The organism is Fructilactobacillus sp. X2R6C1 (assembly GCF_059901295.1).
This window is the reverse complement of the sequence record NZ_JBWXUZ010000071.1, coordinates 1-242: the sequence shown is the minus strand read 5'-3', so window position 1 is coordinate 242 and position 242 is coordinate 1. Positions and strand designations below refer to the sequence as shown.

1 protein-coding gene is annotated in these 242 nt (G+C 63.6%); it reads right to left on the bottom strand.

Annotated features, from left to right (window positions below):
• Nucleotides 1-242: phosphotransferase (locus AC6UDF_RS07400; protein ID WP_500724248.1), on the bottom strand; the 242-nt coding region annotated here is incomplete at both ends.

Below are 242 nucleotides of genomic sequence, written 5' to 3'. Positions count from 1 at the left end.
GATCGAAATCGTGGAACTCGTTGTAACCGTCGATCAGTTCGGCCAGTTGCCCCAGGCGCTCCTCGCGGTTGCCCGCCAGCATCATCCACAGATCTTGCACTGCCGGGCCCATGCGGCAGTCGTCAAGGTCGACCACGTGGTACACCTCGTCTCGGTGCATCAGGTTGCCGGGGTGCAGGTCGCCGTGCAGGCGGATGAGCTGGTGCGGTGTGCGGGCGTAGATGTCCTCGACACGCTTGAGC